We start from the raw sequence: 18,141 nt of genomic DNA, 5'->3' as shown, positions 1-18,141 counted from the left end.
TCTGCGGGGAAATCCGCCTATGATGCTTGACGAAACGCGCGCACGGCCTAAGCTTAGGCCGCGCGCGAGAACCACTCAATTTCTTGTGACCCAGCGTCAGCAGAGCGTGATTGATCCGGCGTTATTCATGGCCGATTGCGGTCTTTGCGATGCTGTCCAGAAGTGCCTCTACCTCTTTCATCGCGCCCTCGGGCATGGTGCGATAGCCGATCGTGGTTTCGTTTGGCCTATCAGGGCTAACCATCACGAAAATACCGTAGGGACAGAACTGGATGTTCATCGGATCGGCCTCCATCACTTTGCGCGACAGGCTGGCAGAGCAGAAGCTATAGACGTCCGCATTCAGGAATAGCGTGCGATCAGAGCCGACGTCGGCCTTCGTGCGCTCCAGCATATCGCCCACATGGCTGGTGCTGTCGATCACGAGGCCTTGATCCAGAATGGCGCTTTCCAACCCAAAGACCACGTCGTCAAAGCTCTGCGCGCTCGTGTAGGTCACGGTGGCTTGGGCTAGTAGCGGAGTGGCAAGGGTCAGTGCAAACGCGGCTGCGATGGAAATTCGGGTCATGGGATGCTCCTTGGGTCACGTTGATCTGCGCGCTCTTGTACCTTGCACGCGAATTGAACACTGTCATGGCATGGGCGGGGGCGTCCTTGCTATAGATCAAACCGGGGCCGGGGGGAATTGCGCCATGGGATTTGCGATGAATGTTCTTGAGGGTCTGGCGCTATTGTTTGCCTTTACAATCGGCGTGCTAATTTTAACAGGTCTGATCCTTTTCATTCTGGACCGAGTGCAGACTGAAGACGCCATTCGGCGCAATTATCCGGTGATCGGACGGTTCCGGCATTTGTTTGCCACGCTTGGCGAGTTCTTTCGCCAGTATTTCTTTGCGATGGACCGCGAGGAATTGCCGTTCAACAGGGCGCAGCGCGAATGGGTAAAGCGCGCAGGCGAGGGGCATGGCAATACGGTCGCCTTCGGTTCGACCCGCAATCTCAATATCGTGGGCACGCCGATCTTCGCCAATGCCGCCTTTCCGCCGCTGGATGATCAATTCGCCAGTTCCGAACCTTTGGTGATTGGTGAGCAGGCGCGCCAGCCGTTCACTGCAACCAGCTTTTTCAATATTTCCGGCATGAGTTACGGCGCGATTTCAAAGCCCGCCGTGCAAGCGCTTAGCCGCGGTGCCAAGGAAGCAGGCGTTTGGCTCAACACCGGAGAGGGCGGGCTTAGCCCGTTCCACCTAGAGGGGGGCTGCGACGTGATTTTCCAGATAGGCACGGCGAAATACGGCGTGCGCGATGAACACGGCGGTCTAAGCGATGACAAGCTGCGCAAGGCGGCAGCGCATCAAAGCGTGCGCATGTTCGAGGTCAAGCTGGCCCAAGGGGCAAAACCCGGCAAGGGCGGTATCCTGCCCGGCGAAAAGGTGACGCCCGAGATTGCCGAAATTCGCGGCATTGCCGCTGGATCGGACAGCCTGTCGCCCAACCGCCATCTTGGGGTGGATGATTGGGGTGATCTGCTGGATCTGGTTGAGCATATCCGCGAGGTCACGGGCAAGCCTGTGGGCATCAAGACCGTCGTGGGCACCGAAGACGGCCTGCAAGGCCTGTTCGACCAAATTGGCACGCGGGGGCCGCAAAGCGCGCCCGATTTCATCACTATCGATGGTGGGGAGGGCGGCACAGGGGCTGCGCCCATGCCGCTGATTGATCTGGTGGGCATGTCCATTCGCGAAGCTCTGCCGCTTGTCGCCGATATGCGCGATGCAGCGGGCTTGAAACCTCGCATCCGGATCATCGCCAGCGGCAAGCTGGTGAACCCCGGTGACATCGCCTGGGCCTTGGCGGCGGGAGCTGATTTCGTCACCTCTGCGCGTGGTTTCATGTTTGCTCTGGGCTGCATTCAAGCGCTGAAATGCAACAAGAACACCTGCCCGACGGGGATCACCACCCATGATCCGCGCTTTCAGAAGGGGCTGGTCGTCGAGGATAAATACAAGCGTGTGGCGCGCTATGCCAAGAGCATCGTCAAAGAGGTGGAAACCATTGCCCATTCCGTCGGCGTGGCCGAACCGCGCCTGCTACGGCGCCAGCACGTGCGTATCATGCAAGGCGACGGGCGCTCGCGGCCTATGTCCCAGCTGTATCCGCCGCAAGGATCAGTTGCCGCCGAGTAGGTTTTTCAATCCCTTGCCCAGCTCTTTTTCCAAGGTGTTCTTTGCCGCATCTTCGAGCTTTTTCTGCGCTGCTTTGTCGAGGCCAAGTTGCTGTGCTGCTCTTTCAGCTGCCTTTTTGGCAGCGTCTTCAACTTTTTGGCGCGCCCTGTCCTCCAGCTTTTTCGCTTCGGCCTGCGCCTTGGCGCGCAGTTTTTCCTTCTCGGCCTCTGCCTGATCGATCAGCTTTTGCTTTTCGCGCTCGATCTCCTGACGCGCTTGTTCTTCCAGCTTCTTACGTTCGTTTTCGAGGTTTAGCGCTGCCTCGAGATCGGGGCGAATCGTTGGATTGGACCAAGGCCCTTTGATGCGCACGGGAATTTCGATGCGATCCTGACTGCCCACATCCTTTGCGATCGGGGTGATCAGATAATCCAACGTTTGCGCACCCAGATTAATGTAGCCCTCGCCCTTGGCATCCACACGCCCTGTAGAGACGGTGAGATCGTCGTTTTGCAGGCTGCCGCCACTGATTACGCCGTTGGCGGAAAGGTTCGTGAATTGGGTCAGGCTCGCGTTTGCGTTGCCTTGGCGGATGAGCCCCTCAAGATCGATGCCGGAAATCGTGCCTTGCGGCACCGAAAGCGCCACCTGACCAGAGAGCGAGCGCATGATCGCATCCACAGAGCCGCCCGAACCAAGGAACGAGACGTTGAGATTGCCGTTGCCAGCGATCTTGTCGACACCTGCAAGCGCAGTGAGCAAGGGACCAAGCGCGACGGAACTTGCGCGCAGATCGCCGCCCACGGACAGGCCGCTGCGGTTATTGGCGACGAAATTGCCTGCGAAACTGCCTTGGTATGCCCGCAGATCGTTTATCGAAATGACTGCGCGTGAATTGTCGATTGCGACGCCCAGATCGGCTGCGCCAAGTTGGAGGTTGCCCAAATTGATCGACCTTGCCGTCAGTTTGATGTTGCCGTTCACTGCGCCGAGCGCGCTGGCGTCGATCGGGGTTGTGGGCCAGCCTGCGCCGCTTGATGTACTTTCGTTTGCGCCACTGCTGTCGCCGCCGGACAGGGCGCTGAAATCAAGGTCGCCCGCTTGCAAGGTCGCGTTGACATTGGGGGTAGCGCCGCCCAGCCCGATGGATAGGCCACCGCTGAACGTGTTCTGATCGAGCGAGACGGTAAGTCCGCTCAGGTCCAACCGGTTTGACTTGAACGACAGGGCCGTGCTTGCCTTGATCGCACGTCCGAAACCTTGGGGCAGATCAGGGGCGGTCTGGCCCAGCGCGCGCATCAGGTTGGCGGTGCTTGGGATGTTCGCCGTGACATTGCCCGATAGGGCAGGGGCACCGCCTGCGATAGCGAAGTCCATTGCGCCCGAGACATTCGCACCTGCCATGGACGCGCTTAGATCGCGCAAGGTGGCGCTGATATTCTCGCCCTTGATGTTTGCCGTGATATTGCTTTTCAGTGCGGGGACCGCGCTGGGCGAAAGACCGAAATTGCTAAGCGGTTGACCTAAAAGTTCGGCGCTGCGCGCGGCGTTGGGCAGGCTCAGCGCAAGATCCGCGGTGATGTTCGGCGTTCCATCTTGCAGCGCGATATCAGCTTTGCCCGACATGCGGGCCTCCTCCATCGACGCGGTAAGGCCGGTGAGGCCCGCCGTGATGTTGGAGCCGTTCAGCGACAGTGTCACCGCGCTGGCAAGGCTGGGATTAAAGGCGGGATCGAGGCCGAAGGTTTCGGGCGTCTGGCCCAGCATGCGCATCAACTGGCCAGCGTTCTTTATGTCCGCGTTCAGCTTGGCCGTGACTTGCGGCGCATCCGGTGCCAGCACGATATCCGCGTCGCCCGATAGGGTGCTTGCATCAAGCCCAAGCGCCATTTTGCGCAGGGCAAGGCGCGTGCCATCAAAACTGACCTGACTGTTGACGGACAGCTTTGGATCGAAATCGCCGGAAAGGCCCAGCGCGGCAGGGTCTTGTCCCAACGCGCGCAATAGCGCTCCGGCGCGCGGGATATCTGCGTTGATCTGCATCGCCGCTTCGGGTTTGATCGACGCCGTTCCCTCAAAAGCAATGTTCGCGCCAGCGCCCTGCAGCGTGCCCCTGAGCGCCGTTTGCGCGCCCTTGCTCAGGCCCATGACATCCGCGACGTTCGCATTTAAAACGAGGCGTTCGGTAAAGGGCGTGACGCCCAGCATGACCTGCGCCGCGCCGCCCATGTCGGGCCAGCTGAGATCCAGATCGACATTCTCGAAAGATTGATCTGTACCGGTGCCATGATCAATATAGCGCAAGGACGCATCACTGATCAGCGCGCGCTCTAACGAGAGATCGAAACTTTGCCCATCCTCGCTTGTGGTGGCTGCGGGCGTTTCGGTTGGCGTAGCGTCGCTCGGGAAGAACTCCCAATTGGCGCGCCCGTCGGCTGCGCGTTCAAGAATGACGCGGGGGCTTTTCGCCTCCAGTTTTGTGACGCGGATCGTGCCGCCCAAAAGCGCAGGCACGTCGATGCCGATCGCGAGGCTGTTGGAGGTGAGCAAGGGCCCGTTTTTAGCCCACTCGGCACTGCTGATACTGGCGGGTCCGGTCGTGACGCCAAGTGTAGGATAAAGGCTGATTGATGTGTCAGGGCTAATCGTGACGACGCGTCCGGTCTGTTTGCTCAGTTGATCCGCTGCGATGCGCGCGATGCGATCGCCCGGCAACATCAAGAGGCCGATCACGGCCAAAGCCACCGCTACGAGGACGATCACGACAAGTCTGATCAAGAAACGCATTTATCTGCTCCGCCTTTTACATGCGAGTCTATGCGTTGGCCGGTGTGGCTGCAACGTCGCTCGCACGGATCAACGCTCCGCAGGCGGGTTTGTTCCTGCGCCTCGCCTCTTCTCAAGGCGCGCCGCGCGGTGTAGGGAGCGCGTCATGACACAAAACCCTCCTTCGCTTCGCCCCGATCTCGCGCCTGTCGTCAGATTGCCTGACGCTGCGCGCCCCGGTCAGCCCCGTATCGGCATGGTCAGCCTTGGTTGCCCCAAGGCGCTGGTTGATAGTGAGCGTATCCTGACGCGGCTGCGCGCCGAGGGCTACGGTATTTCGCCCGATTATGCGGGCGCGGATGCGGTGATCGTAAATACATGTGGCTTCCTTGACAGCGCTAAGGCCGAAAGCCTTGATGCGATCGGCGAGGCATTGAAAGAGAATGGCAAAGTGATCGTGACGGGCTGCCTTGGCGCGGAACCTGACTACATCCGTGAGCACCATCCCAACATTCTGGCCGTTACTGGACCGCATCAATATGAGCAGGTTCTGGACGCTGTGCACGTGGCCGTGCCGCCCTCGCCCGATCCTTTCGTGGATTTGCTGCCAGCGAGCGGCGTGTCGTTGACGCCCCGCCATTATAGTTACCTTAAGATTTCCGAGGGCTGTAATCACAAGTGCAAGTTCTGCATCATTCCCGATATGCGCGGACGTCTTGTGTCGCGCCCTGCCCATGCGGTGCTGCGCGAGGCTGAAAGGCTTTTCGAGAGCGGCGTCAAGGAACTGCTGGTGATTTCACAGGATACCAGCGCGTACGGGCTTGATCGCAAATACGACGTGAACCCGTGGAAAGATGGCGAGGTGCGCAGCCACATCACTGATCTTTCCCGCGAAATGGGCAAGCTGGGTGCATGGGTGCGGCTGCATTACGTTTACCCCTATCCATCCGTGCGAGAATTGATTCCGTTGATGGCAGACCCTGAGAGCGGCCTGTTGCCCTACCTTGATATTCCCTTCCAGCACGCGCATCCCGATGTCTTGAAACGCATGGCGCGCCCTGCCGCTGGCGCCAAAACGCTGGACGAGATCGCAGCGTGGCGTGCGCAATGCCCTGACATTACCCTGCGCAGCACGTTCATTGTCGGCTATCCCGGCGAGACGGAGGCAGAGTTCCAGACCCTGCTGGACTGGATGGCCGAAGCGCAGCTCGACCGTGTCGGGTGTTTTCAGTACGAGAACGTCGCCGGTGCGCGCTCCAACGCTTTGGCGGATCATGTGCCGGGCGAGGTCAAGCAGGATCGCTGGGACCGTTTCATGGAAAAGGCGCAGGCCATTTCCGAGGCGAAGCTCTTGGCAAAGGTCGGCACGCGCATGGATGTGATCATCGACGAGATTGACGAGGACGCCGCCACCTGCCGCACCAAATCAGATGCGCCGGAAATTGATGGTAACTTGTTCATAGACGAGGGTTTCGAGCATCTGAGCGTTGGCGATATCGTTAGCGTCACGGTGGATGAGGCGGGTGAATACGATCTTTGGGGCGTACTTGATCGTTAACGCGTTAAGGATTCGCTAACCATCTTTGCGTAGCCATGGGTGATGTTACTGCGAAGCCTCAAGATCATCGCCCTGTGCTCTCCCGTGCTTGCTGCCTGCTCCAGCGGCAGTGGCGAGGATGCGAGCGCGGCTTGCACAGTGCTCTGCGCGAGTGATGCGGACGGCGCCGCTATTGCCAAGACCATGCGCACGCTCTCTACGTCCGGCGGTTTGGCTGGCGGCCTTGCGAGCGCCGACTACGATCCAATTTCGGGCACGTTCACCATTACCGCCCCCGGCCTTTCGGCGCAAATGGGCCGGTTTCCCACGGCAGATTATCGCGATTTGCTTGCCATGCGCGACGCGGCGGGGGTGCACAACGCCAATTTCGGGCAAGGCCAAGGCACGCGGCTGGTGATCTACTCGGGCGGTATGGCTGGCAATGTGCTGAACATCGCCAGCTACGGGCGCACTGGTCCAAGCGAAATGCCCCTCAGTGGCACTGCTCGCTTTGACGGGGATTATGCGGGCTTCACCAGCACGCGGCGCATCAATGGCAAGGCACGGCTGGACGTGGATTTTGCGCGCGAAACGATAGAGGGGCGCATCACAGAGCGCATCTTTCGCCAGCGCCCTGATAATGTCGTCGATGTGGTCAATCCGCTCAGCACGCTCGTGCTGGAGGAAACCAGCCTAAGCAGCGACGGCAGTTTTCAGGGCGTTACCGGGGGCGGCCAGATCGTGAACGGTCAAATCCTGTGGAACCCAGCGAGCGGCAGTTTTGTCGGGCTGATCGGCGGTGCTACGGGCGATGAGGTGGTCGGCACCGTCGCCGTGACCCACCGCGCGCCTTCGGGTGCCACTTTTGACGAAATCGGCGGCTTTCTTGCGACGCGATAGGGTTTGGGGTTAGGTGGGCCCCAAGCAACAGGAGCAAACCAGATGAGCACGCCAAAACAGATCACCGTAGAGGGCCATAGCTTTGACATCGTGACAGAGAAAACCAGCAATGGTTGGCAGGTGGAAGTCGTGAACGCCGCCAAATCAGCCTTTGCGTTCGATCCTACGTTCAAGAGTGAAGCAGAGGCGATTTCACATGCTAGCGATGCGCTGCAGAGCACTGATATTGGCAACTTTTTGGGCTAATAGTCATAGCCTGCAAACAGGTTTGTAGGCTCTCTTGGTATTTCTAGCCCGATCAGCTTTGACCAGACTTCCCCGGGTCGCCAAATGCCATCCATAAGATCAAAGGCGTCCTGCTCGCGCGCACCTTTGATTTTAGCATACTTATACATGAACGCACTTATGCGGGCGTTGTCGATGCAATGAACATGTACGCGTTCGCCAGCTAGCTGCGCAATCGCGGTTTCGAAGAGATCAAAATTTGCCTGTGTCGGGGTTTCGAATTCCACAGGGATGCAGATGTAGCTCATCCCTAAAGTGGCAAGGGTGCTTGCCTCGTCCGGCAAAGCACCCTTGTTATGATGCGGTCCAAGATTAATGACATGCTTAACGCGTAGCTATAATAGAAGAGCGAATTGATCCTCAGTGGGTTGACCCGACAGGCTCAGTTTATCCGACTAACGTCGCCAATTTAGAATTTCTTCTTGATCAGCGCTTACATCAGGACCTGCCCAAACTCTTCGCGCAAGTTCCGTTTCAGAACTTTGCCTGTGGCATTGCGCGGCAAGCTATTGGTGAACACGACAGCATCGGGTTTTTGCCAACTGGCGATCTTACCCTCGAAGAAGGCGATCAGATCGGCGGGATCGGGATCGCGCCCTTCGGCCTTTACCGCGACCAGCACGGGGCGCTCGTCCCATTTGGGATGCGCTGCGCCGATGACGGCCGCCTCCAGCAGATCGGGATGGGCGGCGGCGATATTTTCCAGCTCGACCGAGCTGATCCACTCACCACCCGATTTGATGATATCCTTGGAGCGATCGCAGATCGTCATGTAACCATCGGGGTCAATGCGCGCGACGTCGCCGGTGTCGAACCAGCCATCCCGAAGGGCTTCGGGTTTCTCGGGGCGGAAATAACCCGTGAGCACCCAAGGACCACGCACCAGCAAATCGCCTTGGGCGGCACCATCATGGGGCAGGTCATTGCCGTCCTCATCGACGATTTTCAATTGCATCCCAAAGGGTGGTCGCCCCTGATTCTCGCGCAGTTTGCGTTGCGCCTCAAGCGGGAGTGCGCCGTGTTTGGCAAGGGGTTGGTTAGAGGTGCCTAGCGGGCTCATCTCGGTCATGCCCCAAGCGTGGACCAGATCGACATTATAAACGTCGCGGAAGGTGTCGATCATCACGGGCGGGCAGGCAGAGCCGCCGACGACCGTGCGCTTAAGGCTATCGAGTGTGCTGCCCGCATCTTTGGCGGCCATCAGCAGGCCTTGCCAAATCGTCGGAACGCCAAGCGCTACATTGACCTTTTCCCGATCAATGAGTTTCAACAGGCTGGAGCCGTCCAGCCCCGGCCCCGGCATCACCAATTGTGCGCCGACCATGGCTGCCGCATAAGGTGTGCCCCATGCGTTGACGTGGAACATGGGCACGACGGGCAAGATGATATCGCGCGCAGAAAAGCCGATGCAATCGGGCAGCGCAGAAGCGAAACTATGCAGCATCGTAGAGCGGTGGGAGTATAGCACGCCCTTGGGATTGCCCGTCGTGCCTGAAGTGTAGCACAGGCTGGACGCCGTGTTCTCGTCGAAATCGGGCCAAGCGTAATCATCATCGCCGGTCTCGATCAACTCGTCGTAGAATTGCAGTTCAGGGATTTGTTCCAGCGCGGATTCGTTGCGAGTACCCATCAGAACAATCGCCTTAAGCGTCGGCATTTTATCGCGCAGCGCAGTGGCAAGCGGCAGGAAGGTTGCGTCGATAAAGAGCACTTCATCCTCGGCATGGTTCACGATGTAGACCAGTTGTTCTGGGAACAGACGTGGATTGATCGTGTGGCAGACGAACTGTCCGCCGGACACGCCGAAATAGATCTCCAGATGGCGGCGGTTGTTCCATGCGATCGTGGCGCAGCGTGCGGAAGGCTTCAGGCCCATTTTTGTGAGCGCGCTGGCCAGATTTTTGGCGTTGCGCTGCACCTCGCCCCAATTGGAGCGGGTGACGCTGCCATCGGTTTCGACCGAGGTGATTTCAGTTTTCGCGTGATATGTGCCCGCGTGATCCAACAGCGCCGAGATCAGCAAGCGGCCTTGCATCATTTGCCCTAGCATTGGCATCTCCTCCCAAAGATTTTCTGACAGGAGGGGGCGACACGCGACTTTTGTCAATCAATTTGCAGCGTTAAGTAGCGCGCTAAACCGACAGGCGCGCAAGGAGATCGGTGTTTTCACAATAGCTTGGCGAATGCGAAGTGCCGCCTTTGTGTGCAGCCAGCCATTTACCGCATGCCCCGGGAAAGGCGCAGTTGGTGCAGGCAAAGACCGCATCCGTGATTTCGTCGATGGACACATCGCCGGCAAGCGCGCGGCTTTGAAGATCGATGCCGCGTGTGCTGGACATGGTGTCTAGCAATGCGGCGTGTTTCTTGAGTGACGTGCGATCTGTCATAACTATCCCTGTGCTTAGCTCGAGGAGGAGACTAGTCAGATCAGTAAGGCGCGCTTTGATTTAGATCAGTTTTGCGCTGCGTGTGCGATCTGGCAGGTCTGGCGCGGCGGCGAAATAGGCGTTGACGCAGTCTTGAACGCGGCGAAAGCGATCCCCGCCAAGATGCGTGCCGCCGTACCAGCGCGTGACGATGATCAGATGATCGCTCAGTTCCGCGCGCTCGAGCATGCGCAGGATGATCGCGCCTGCACCGCTTTCGCCGTCGTCATTTTTGATCGGCCCGCCGTGCGTGGCAAGCAGGGCCCATGTATTATGCGTTGCTTTGACGAAACGCTTGTTGCGCTTGAGATCCTTGAGCAGCGCCAGCGCGTCCGATTTGCTGCGGGCAGGTGCGCCGCTGACTGCATATTTCGAGCCGCGATCGGTGATCACATGGGCGATCTGGAACACTATTTCAGCGTGGCCGCAGTCTTGCGCACGATCTCGATCCGTGCGGCGTTGGGCGGGTGCGTGCCGAGGAACCTGTTGCCGGGATCGGCAATCGTGGTGAAAAATGCAGCGCCGCGCACCGGATCATATCCGGCCTTATGGGTGATGATCGTGCCGAGGCGGTCTGCCTCCAGTTCGAAATCCTTGGAGTAACTGCGCGCGCCGAGCGAAGCACCGACCTCTTGCGCGGATTGCACCATCTGATCTCCGCCACCGGTAATCGCGGCGATGCTGCCGAAAATCACGGCGCCCGCAGTCGCGTTTCGCTGCTGGCGCGCTATGTGACTTTCGATGTGATGTGCGGCCTCGTGGCCCATGACGAAGGCGAGTTCATCCGCGTTTTTGACCGTCGCGATCAGCGGGATGTTGAAGGCGAGCACAGGGCGTCCTGCCTTGTCCAGCGTTTGAAAGGCGTTCGGGGCCTGGCCCGGGCGATCATCTACGACGATGTTGAAATCGCAGTTCATGCCCCTGGTGCGAGCGCGGCATTCGGCTTCTGCCACCGGCTCGACAGTTTTGACTACGCTTACGAACTGGCGCGCGGCGCGCTCTGCGCTCAGGGTCGTGGCGGCGTCACGCTGCGCGGCTGGCGCGGGCTGTGTCGCAGGGCTGGGGACCGAGGGTGTGCTGGGTGCGATGCTACACGCGCCCAAGGCGAGGGCGAGCAGCGGAGCCAGAAAACGGATGTTCATAGATAAAGGTCTGCCTTCAGGTGATCTTTCAAGGTACAAGATAAGCGCGTGGCAAGGTCAATACCAGTCACGAAATCGCGCGGATTGGCGTTGCCCGCGATCGGCGTGCGCCCTAAGCTGGACTTATGTTTAGCATTGAACACGAATTTGACGCATCGGTGATCACGCTTGTCGATGACGGCGCAGCGGCGCTGCAAGAGGATGTGGTCATCAACGCTTATGCGGAGTGTATCACGCTGGAGCAATTCAATCCGCGTCTTGGGCAAGCGGAAAAGATCACACTGAGCATGGAGCAATTGCGCGATCTGGCCGCAGCGCTGGATTTACCCGAAGGCGTGTATCGTGTGCGCCCTGATCGGGAGAGTGACGAAAAAGCGTAAGGTGGAAAATATGACAACGGGATTTTTCTGGGACGAAAGCTGTTTCTGGCACGGAGGCGGAAATTACGCCAATATGATGCCTGTGCAAGGGCTGGTGCAGCCGATGGTGAACGGTGGCCTGCCGGAAAGTCCCGAAAGCAAGCGGCGTTTCAAGAACCTGCTTGATATCACGGGGCTGTCCCGCGAGTTGGCGATGCAAGGGGCGGTGCCTGCTAGCCGCGAGGATTTGCTGCGCGTACATCCTGCTGTCATGCTTGATCACTTCAAGGCGATGTCGGATGCGGGGGGCGGTGAAATCGGGCTACGCTGTCCGTTCGGCGCTGGTGGCTACGAGATTGCAGCGCAATCGGTCGGGCTTAGCATGGGTGCCTTGTCCTCCGTACTGCGCGGCGAGCTGCGCAATGCCTATGCGCTGTCGCGCCCGCCTGGGCATCATTGCACACAGGATCAACCGATGGGGTTTTGCCTGATGGCTAATATCGCGATCGCGATTGAAGCGGCGCTTGAGGGTGGCTTGGCAAAACGTGTCGCCGTGCTTGATTGGGACGTGCATCACGGCAACGGCACGGAAGCGATCTTCTACGAGCGCGCGGACGTAATGACGATTTCCATTCATCAGGAGAATAATTTTCCCATTGATAAAGGCAGTTTTGAAGATCGCGGGTCCGGTGCGGGAGAGGGGTTCAACCTCAACATTCCGTTACCGCCGGGGGCTGGACACAACAGTTACCTCGAGGCGATGGAGCATATCGCCCTGCCGCAGCTTCGTGCCTACGCGCCCGATGTGATCATCATTGCTTGTGGTTTCGACGCCGCACTCATCGATCCGCTTGGGCGGATGATGGCGACAGTTGATACATTTCGCCAGATGACCAAGCAGGTGATGCACCTTGCCGATGATATCTGCGACGGGCGGTTGATGATGTCGCATGAGGGTGGGTATTCGGAGGCCTATGTGCCGTTTTGCGGTCACGCGGTGATGCAGGAATTGAGCGGCAGTCGCATAGATGCCCCGGATCCCATGGCTGCGCTTTATGAAAAGCGGCAACCGGGGGCCGCGCATCAGCGCTTCGTCAGCGGCGAGATCGCACAGATGCGCCGCGCGCTTGCGCTTTGATGTACGGGTTTGCGGTTGAATTTTGCACGGTTCGTGGTGATGTAGACCTCACCCAGTAAGGAGGCGCATGTGCCCGATCCAAATCCAGCCGCGATGGAGTTTTTGCTGACTCGTCGTTCGCGTCCTGCGAAGACCCTGCAAGCGCCCGTTCCGCGCAAGGCCGAACTTTTGCCGATCCTGAGCGCCGCTGCGCGTTCGCCGGATCATGGCAAGCTGGAGCCTTGGCGCTTTATCGTGCTACAAGGTGGCGCGATGGATCGTTTGGCTGGGCTGGCTCGCTTGCGCGGTGCAGAGCTAGGCTATGACGTGGAAAAAATCGAAAAGGGCGCGGCACAGTTCGTTACGGGCGAATTGGCGGTTGCGGTGATCGAAGTGCAAAAGCCCTCTGAAAAGGTGCCTGCGATCGAGCAGACCTATGCAGTGGGCGGCGTTTGCCTTGCACTTTTGAACGCAGCCTTGGCAAGCGGCTGGGGTGCGAATTGGCTGTCTGGCTGGCCCTCGCATGATCGCAGCTTTGTGCAGGCTGGCCTCGGCCTTGGTGCGCAAGAGCGCGTCGCGGGCATCATTCACATCGGCACGGAAAAAGCCGTGCCGCCCGAGCGTCCGCGCCCTGATCTGGATGCGATCACAGATTGGACCGACACATGATCCTTGTTTCGTTTTTCAAAGCGCTCGGGCAAATGGGTGATCCCCGCTTTCGCCGCGTGCTGTTTCTGGGTGTCGCGCTGACAATCGCGCTGCTTGCGGGCTTTTACGCGCTGTTCCTGACGATCATGAATCAATCCCTCGACGGCGGGCTGAGTTTGCCTATTGTCGGCGAAGTCAACTGGCTCGGCGATTTGCTCAGTTGGGGGTCGCTGTTCCTGATGCTGTTCTTGTCGACCTTCTTGATGGTGCCTGTCGCCTCCGCGATCACATCGCTTTTTCTGGACGAAGTCGCGTCAGCGGTGGAGGCAAAGCACTACCCGACCTTGCCAAGCGCTACGCCGATCCCGCTTTATGAATCCCTGCGCGACACGCTTAATTTTCTGGGCATTCTGATCGGCGCCAATATCCTTGCGATCTTGGTCTACATCATGCTGCCCTTTGCGGCGATCTTCATATTCTGGGCGCTCAACGGTTTCCTGCTTGGACGCGAATATTTCCAGATCGCCGCCATGCGCCGCTTGGGCCGCGCAGGCGCAAAGCAGGCACGCAAAGAGAACTTCGGTAAAATCTGGCTCGCGGGGTGCTTCATGGCGGTGCCCTTGACGGTGCCCCTTTTGAACCTTTTTATTCCGATCCTAGGCGCGGCGACCTTTACTCATCTGTTTCACGCGACACAGCCGGCTCGCTCATCCGGTCGAACCAGTCCAGATCGCGTACACTGATCATGCCTGAAGTGATGGTGCCTGCGATAATGCACCACAAAACGAAGCTGATAGCTGTGGTGATCCACGCCTTTTTCTTGAGATTGTGATGTTCGGGTGATCCGGCATGGGTGCCGGGCACGACGACGCCGACATCGCCTTGGGTTTGCAGGCGGATTGGGATCACGATTAGGAATGTCATGAACCAGATCACGGCGAAGAGGACGAGTGCGGATGTAATGCCCATTAGACTTGCTCCAGCTCTGTCAAAACGCCATTCATATCTTTGGGGTGCAGGAAGATAACGGGTTTGCCGTGGGCACCGATCTTTGGTTCGCCAGTGCCAAGCACGCGCAAGCCCGACGCCACCAGACTATCGCGCGCAGCTATGATGTCATCGACCTCATAGCAGACATGATGAATTCCGCCCGAGGGGTTCTTTTCCAGAAAGCCGTTGATCGGGCTGTCTGTCCCGAGCGGATAGAGCAATTCGATCTTGGTGTTGGGTAATTCGATGAAAATCACCGTGACGCCGTGGTCAGGCTCATCTTGCGGTGCACCGACGTTTGCGCCAAGGGCACCGCGATATTGCTCAGCGGCGGCGACGAGGTCAGGCACAGCAATGGCAACGTGGTTCAATCGTCCGATCATTGGGTATCTCCGGTTCACATTTCTTTGCGTTCTATATGGAGCGGTGCATTGATCTGGGCAAGCGGCGCAAAGACGCGGGGGGGGAAGACATGTGCGTGCAGCTTAACGGCTTGTTAGGATCGTTGCCCTAGCTTCATTCAGAGATGCTAATGTTGCGAGGATATCATGAATGAGTTGGATTACACGTTGCTGACACCTGCGCCGACGGCGACGCGCCCTTTGCTTGGCCTGACGATACTTGTGGTGGAAGACAGCCGTTTTGCATGCGATGCGATGCGCCTTTTGTGTCTGCGCAGCGGTGCGCGCATCCGGCGGGCGGATTCCCTGCGCTCAGCGCGCCGTCATTTACAGGTATATCGCCCTAGTGTGGTGATCATCGACCTTGGCCTGCCCGATGGATCGGGCGCGGGCCTTATCCACGAGCTTTCGCAGGTCGAACCACGCATTTCCGCAATTCTGGCGATTAGTGGCGATGATATGAATGAAGCGATCGCCATGGCGGCGGGGGCGGACGGCTTCATAGCCAAGCCGCTATCGTCACTATCGGTGTTTCAATCTGCGGTCTTGTCTGCGGTTCCCGAAGAAATGCGCCCGGTGGGCCTGCGAGCGATCACTGACGAGCAGGTCGAGCCTGATCCGATGGCGTATCGCGATGATATGGCCCACGCCGCCGAAATGCTGACGGCCGAGGCGGATATGAAAACGCTCGATTATGTGGCGCAGTTCATTCAGGGCGTGGCAAAAAGTGCGCAAGACGATCAGCTCAGCCGCGCGGCGCGGCGCCTATCGCGTGCGCGTGCAGAAGGCAGAACGATTCACAGCCATCAAGCGCGCCTTGCCGGTTTGGTACGCCAACGGGTCACGGCGCAAATGGTGATCTAGAGCGTGGGATCGCTCGCAGCGCGCACGAGGCCGGTCAAATCGCCCAGGCGTTCGCGCTGCTGTCCTTGCAAATCAAAGTTCGCGGGATCAAGCCAGACGCGATAGGCCTCTTTCAGCGCAGGCCATTCCGCATCGATGATTGCGAACCATGCGGTATCGCGATTGCGCCCTTTGACCACGAGCGCTTGCCGGAACACGCCCTCGAAGCTGAAACCAAGTCGCTGCGCCGTGCGGCGCGAGGGTGCGTTGAGCGCGTTGCATTTCCATTCGAACCGGCGATAGCCTGCGTCGAGCGCCCACTTGATCGTCAGATAGATCGCTTCGGTCGAAACAGGGCTGCGCTGCATAGCGCTGGAAAAGTTGATGTTGCCCACCTCGATCGAGCCGGCTTCGGGCGCAATACGCAGATAGCTCAGCACGCCAAGATAAGCGCCAGCGCGCAGATCGAAGACCGCGAAAAACAGGTTGCCCGGGTCGGACGTCACATCCTTGACCCAGCGATGATATTGCGCCGCTGAATGAAATGGCCCTGTGGGAAGATAGTCGTAGTGTGCATCATGCCCTTGGAACGCATTAAACAGCAGTGCTGCATGCTTTTCTGCATCTAACGGCTCAAGGCGGCAATAGCGCCCCTCAAGTGTCATTGGCTCAGGTGCTGGGGGCGGTGTCCAGTTCGGAACCAATGCTCCTAAAGGTCTGTCGTTCATAATATTGTCCTTCGTCGATCAGAGTGCATCGGATTTTGGCCAAGGGAAAGGGCGTTTGTTGCAGTCTCAGCACGGCATCGTGAAAGCCGTGCCATTGGTCTGTGATCGCTCTGCGTCTATGTCGATCGCAACAAAGGAGTGCCCCAATGGCCTATCGCTGGAAGAATACACTGAAAGACTCGGACGTAACGGAGCAATCGGTGTTCTTGAACCGCCGTCAGATCATGGCGGTTGCAGCGGGTCTGGGCCTTGCCGCAGCCATAGGTGGTCCGCGCGCTGCGCTGGCAAAGGAGGCGCTTGAGCCTAACAGCTTCGAGGACATTACAACTTATAACAACTTTTACGAGTTTGGCACGGGCAAGGACGATCCTGTCAAGAACGCCGGCAAGCTGACGACGACGCCTTGGACCGTCACGATCGACGGTCTGGTGGACAGGCCCGGTGAATATGATTTCGCCGATATCATGGCGAAGATGACGATCGAGGAACGCATATACCGGTTCCGCTGTGTCGAGGCCTGGTCGATGGTGGTGCCTTGGAACGGCTTCGAGTTGAAAGACATGCTGGAGCTTGCGGGTGTGCAATCGGGTGCGAAATATGTGGCGTTCGAAACGCTTTACCGCCCCGAGGAAATGGTCGGTCAACGCTTCCCCGTGTTGGAATGGCCTTATGTAGAGGGTCTGCGCCTTGACGAGGCGATGCACCCGCTAACGATCATGGCAAGCGGCATCTATGGTAAAGACATGCCCAACCAGAACGGCGCGCCGCTTCGTTTGGTGGTGCCGTGGAAATACGGGTTCAAGTCGATCAAGTCCGTGGTGAAGATCACCCTTATGGATAAAGAGCCGCCGACAAGCTGGAATGTCGCCAACGCGCGCGAGTACGGATTTTACTCTAATGTGAACCCAAAGGTGGATCATCCGCGCTGGTCCCAGGCGAGCGAGCGCAAAATCGGTGGCGGCCTTTTTTCCAAGCGCATTCCGACGCTGATGATGAACGGTTATGAAGATGAGGTGGTCAGCCTGTATACTGGTATGGATCTGAGTAAAAACTTCTGATGCTTAAAGACAGGGTAAACCAAACGGCGCGCCGCGTTCCTGCGTGGCTCGTCTATGTTCTTGGCATTTTGCCTGCGGGGTACTTTCTCTTTCTTGGTTTGAGCGGTGGCCTTGGGGCAGAGCCGATCAAAGCATTGGAGCATGAGTTAGGTGAATTCGCATTGAAGCTGCTGGTTGCCGGGCTGTGCATCACGCCTTTGCGCAAATATCTAGGCGTGAACCTTCTGAAGTTCCGCCGCGCTATCGGTATCATGACCTTTGTCTATGTGGCGCTGCATCTGCTGGTGTGGCTTGTGCTTGATGTGCAGATCGCCAGTCAGATTTGGGCGGATATTGTGAAGCGCCCATATATAACTGTCGGCATGGGTGCGTTCGCGCTGATGATACCGCTGGCGGTGACCTCAAACGCATACAGTGTGCGTCGAATGGGGGTGCGTTGGCGCAAGCTTCATAAACTAACCTATGGAATAGCCGTGCTTGGAGCTCTGCACTTCATCATGCTCTCCAAAGGGCTTCAGTTAGAACCACTGATCTATATGGGAATCGTTCTGATCCTGCTTGCACTACGGATTCCGAGTAAAAAATTCGCCCTTCCAAGATGGCGTATGGGTTGAGTCTGTGGATAACACGGGGGTTTATCCACATTAGGCTTACGTCAACCAAGCCGCTTCACATGTTCGCGCAATCATCTTGCCCAAATCACCCTTCAAATTGTTGTTTTCGTTCGTTAAATAGGAAAAGCGAACTTTTTGATCAATTCCTGAAAAAAGCGCTTG

Annotated in this window: 21 protein-coding genes; 11 read left to right on the top strand and 10 right to left on the bottom strand. The window is 58.2% G+C overall.

The features are described 5' to 3' along the window. Positions 1-121: 121 nt before the first annotated feature. Complete coding sequence (locus B9P63_RS15505; protein WP_085310455.1) at positions 122-568, bottom strand: DUF302 domain-containing protein; 447 nt, start codon at positions 566-568, stop codon at positions 122-124. A gap of 124 nt (positions 569-692) precedes the next feature. Here B9P63_RS15505 and B9P63_RS15500 point away from each other — a divergent pair, with 124 nt between their 5' ends. Further along, positions 693-2,186, top strand: coding sequence for an FMN-binding glutamate synthase family protein (locus tag B9P63_RS15500; protein WP_085310500.1), 1,494 nt, complete (start codon positions 693-695; stop codon positions 2,184-2,186). Here the strand turns inward: B9P63_RS15500 and B9P63_RS15495 are convergent. Then, the gene (locus B9P63_RS15495; protein WP_085310453.1) at positions 2,169-4,952 is read right to left on the bottom strand and encodes an AsmA family protein; all 2,784 of its coding nucleotides are present in this window, start codon (positions 4,950-4,952) and stop codon (positions 2,169-2,171) included. The two genes, B9P63_RS15500 and B9P63_RS15495, sit on opposite strands and share 18 nt — an antisense overlap. A gap of 145 nt (positions 4,953-5,097) precedes the next feature. On the opposite strand from B9P63_RS15495, the gene rimO reads away from it, so the two are divergent. From rimO to B9P63_RS15480, 3 genes are read left to right on the top strand one after another with little or no spacing between them, the layout of a single operon-like run. Then, positions 5,098-6,489 (top strand): 30S ribosomal protein S12 methylthiotransferase RimO, encoded by a 1,392-nt coding sequence (gene rimO, locus B9P63_RS15490; protein WP_085310452.1) that lies wholly within the window; start codon positions 5,098-5,100, stop codon positions 6,487-6,489. A gap of 42 nt (positions 6,490-6,531) precedes the next feature. Next, positions 6,532-7,368: a hypothetical protein gene (locus B9P63_RS15485; protein ID WP_085310450.1), complete on the top strand. Its 837-nt coding sequence runs from the start codon at positions 6,532-6,534 to the stop codon at positions 7,366-7,368. A gap of 42 nt (positions 7,369-7,410) precedes the next feature. Beyond that, positions 7,411-7,614, top strand: a complete 204-nt coding sequence (locus tag B9P63_RS15480; protein WP_085310448.1) for a hypothetical protein — start codon at positions 7,411-7,413, stop codon at positions 7,612-7,614. Here B9P63_RS15480 and B9P63_RS15475 read toward each other — a convergent pair. The 5 genes from B9P63_RS15475 to B9P63_RS15455 form a co-directional block, all read right to left on the bottom strand. Further along, positions 7,611-7,901: a protein-tyrosine phosphatase family protein gene (locus tag B9P63_RS15475; protein ID WP_085310446.1), complete on the bottom strand. Its 291-nt coding sequence runs from the start codon at positions 7,899-7,901 to the stop codon at positions 7,611-7,613. The genes B9P63_RS15480 and B9P63_RS15475 overlap by 4 nt on opposite strands. A gap of 185 nt (positions 7,902-8,086) precedes the next feature. Beyond that, positions 8,087-9,703 (bottom strand): long-chain-fatty-acid--CoA ligase, encoded by a 1,617-nt coding sequence (locus B9P63_RS15470; protein WP_085310444.1) that lies wholly within the window; start codon positions 9,701-9,703, stop codon positions 8,087-8,089. A gap of 82 nt (positions 9,704-9,785) precedes the next feature. Continuing rightward, on the bottom strand, positions 9,786-10,040 hold the full coding sequence (locus B9P63_RS15465) for a DUF6455 family protein (RefSeq protein ID WP_085310442.1): 255 nt from the start codon (positions 10,038-10,040) through the stop codon (positions 9,786-9,788). A 60-nt stretch (positions 10,041-10,100) separates the two neighbouring features. Next, positions 10,101-10,490, bottom strand: coding sequence for a YigZ family protein (locus tag B9P63_RS15460; protein ID WP_085310440.1), 390 nt, complete (start codon positions 10,488-10,490; stop codon positions 10,101-10,103). After that, the gene (locus B9P63_RS15455) at positions 10,490-11,221 is read right to left on the bottom strand and encodes a M48 family metallopeptidase (protein ID WP_085310438.1); all 732 of its coding nucleotides are present in this window, start codon (positions 11,219-11,221) and stop codon (positions 10,490-10,492) included. Before B9P63_RS15455 ends, B9P63_RS15460 begins: the two co-directional genes overlap by 1 nt. A 125-nt stretch (positions 11,222-11,346) precedes the next feature. Here B9P63_RS15455 and B9P63_RS15450 point away from each other — a divergent pair, with 125 nt between their 5' ends. From B9P63_RS15450 to B9P63_RS15435, 4 genes are all read left to right on the top strand, one after another. After that, a complete protein-coding gene (locus B9P63_RS15450) occupies positions 11,347-11,601 on the top strand; it encodes a hypothetical protein (RefSeq protein WP_085310436.1) in 255 nt (84 codons plus the stop codon). 10 nt (positions 11,602-11,611) lie between these two features. Further along, positions 11,612-12,718 (top strand): class II histone deacetylase, encoded by a 1,107-nt coding sequence (locus tag B9P63_RS15445; RefSeq protein ID WP_085310498.1) that lies wholly within the window; start codon positions 11,612-11,614, stop codon positions 12,716-12,718. A gap of 69 nt (positions 12,719-12,787) precedes the next feature. Continuing rightward, positions 12,788-13,366, top strand: a complete 579-nt coding sequence (locus B9P63_RS15440) for a nitroreductase family protein (protein ID WP_085310434.1) — start codon at positions 12,788-12,790, stop codon at positions 13,364-13,366. Continuing rightward, positions 13,363-14,088, top strand: a complete 726-nt coding sequence (locus B9P63_RS15435) for an EI24 domain-containing protein (protein WP_085310432.1) — start codon at positions 13,363-13,365, stop codon at positions 14,086-14,088. The genes B9P63_RS15440 and B9P63_RS15435 overlap by 4 nt, the downstream gene beginning before the upstream one ends. Here the strand turns inward: B9P63_RS15435 and B9P63_RS15430 are convergent. Together B9P63_RS15430 and mce are read right to left on the bottom strand one after the other, a co-directional pair. Continuing rightward, positions 14,018-14,314 carry a DUF1467 family protein gene (locus B9P63_RS15430; protein WP_085310430.1) on the bottom strand — a complete coding sequence of 99 codons (297 nt, stop codon included), beginning with the start codon at positions 14,312-14,314 and terminating at the stop codon, positions 14,018-14,020. The two genes, B9P63_RS15435 and B9P63_RS15430, sit on opposite strands and share 71 nt — an antisense overlap. Continuing rightward, positions 14,314-14,718: a methylmalonyl-CoA epimerase gene (gene mce, locus B9P63_RS15425; RefSeq protein WP_085310429.1), complete on the bottom strand. Its 405-nt coding sequence runs from the start codon at positions 14,716-14,718 to the stop codon at positions 14,314-14,316. Before mce ends, B9P63_RS15430 begins: the two co-directional genes overlap by 1 nt. Before the next feature lie 165 nt (positions 14,719-14,883). On the opposite strand from mce, the gene B9P63_RS15420 reads away from it, so the two are divergent. Further along, a complete protein-coding gene (locus B9P63_RS15420; protein ID WP_085310427.1) occupies positions 14,884-15,600 on the top strand; it encodes a response regulator in 717 nt (238 codons plus the stop codon). On the opposite strand, the gene B9P63_RS15415 is transcribed toward B9P63_RS15420, so the two are convergent. Further along, a complete protein-coding gene (locus B9P63_RS15415; RefSeq protein ID WP_085310425.1) occupies positions 15,597-16,307 on the bottom strand; it encodes a GNAT family N-acetyltransferase in 711 nt (236 codons plus the stop codon). The two genes, B9P63_RS15420 and B9P63_RS15415, sit on opposite strands and share 4 nt — an antisense overlap. A gap of 146 nt (positions 16,308-16,453) precedes the next feature. Here B9P63_RS15415 and msrP point away from each other — a divergent pair, with 146 nt between their 5' ends. Both msrP and msrQ read left to right on the top strand, forming a co-directional pair. Next, positions 16,454-17,365: a protein-methionine-sulfoxide reductase catalytic subunit MsrP gene (msrP, locus tag B9P63_RS15410; protein ID WP_085310423.1), complete on the top strand. Its 912-nt coding sequence runs from the start codon at positions 16,454-16,456 to the stop codon at positions 17,363-17,365. Further along, a complete protein-coding gene (gene msrQ, locus B9P63_RS15405; RefSeq protein WP_085310421.1) occupies positions 17,365-17,979 on the top strand; it encodes a protein-methionine-sulfoxide reductase heme-binding subunit MsrQ in 615 nt (204 codons plus the stop codon). Before msrP ends, msrQ begins: the two co-directional genes overlap by 1 nt. The last annotated feature ends 162 nt before the right edge of the window (positions 17,980-18,141 follow it).

Source organism: Planktotalea arctica (genome assembly GCF_002105285.1).
GTDB classification, from domain to species: Bacteria; Pseudomonadota; Alphaproteobacteria; order Rhodobacterales; family Rhodobacteraceae; genus Planktotalea; species Planktotalea arctica.
This window is presented reverse-complemented; position numbering and strand designations above follow the sequence as displayed.